The organism is Streptococcus sp. HMSC072D05 (genome assembly GCF_001815805.1).
Lineage (GTDB): Bacteria > Bacillota > Bacilli > Lactobacillales > Streptococcaceae > Streptococcus.
On record NZ_KV822016.1, the window covers coordinates 1 to 357 of the forward strand.

The window sequence follows — 357 nt, forward strand, 5'->3', positions numbered from 1 at the left end:
TCACCTTCTTTAAGTTCGAATTCGTATTTACCAGCTTCAAGGACCTTACCATTCAAGACTTTCTTAGCCGTGATGTTTACAGTTGTTGAAGCAGCTTTATAAGCGTTAGTGAAGGTTGGGTTGTTACCTGTAACAGCCGCCTCAAGTTGACCTTGACCGTTATCTGTAACATTTACTGTCACTTCATGTGTAGCAGTGTCGTATGTCACACCTCCTTCACTACCTGCTTTTTCAGAGATAGTGTAAGTGTGCTTTTCTACTGCTGCGTACTCAATTTCTTTGAAAGTAACAGTTCCGTCTGCTGCGTTTGTAGCTGTGTCAACGACCTTGTCACCTTCTTTAAGTTCGAATTCGTAT

Annotated in this window: 1 protein-coding gene; it reads right to left on the bottom strand. The window is 41.7% G+C overall.

Features of this window, described 5'->3' with window-relative positions; all coding sequences use genetic code 11:
• A partial coding sequence (locus HMPREF3057_RS04175) for a Spy0128 family protein (RefSeq protein WP_306806724.1) occupies window positions 1-357 on the bottom strand: 357 nt, incomplete at both ends.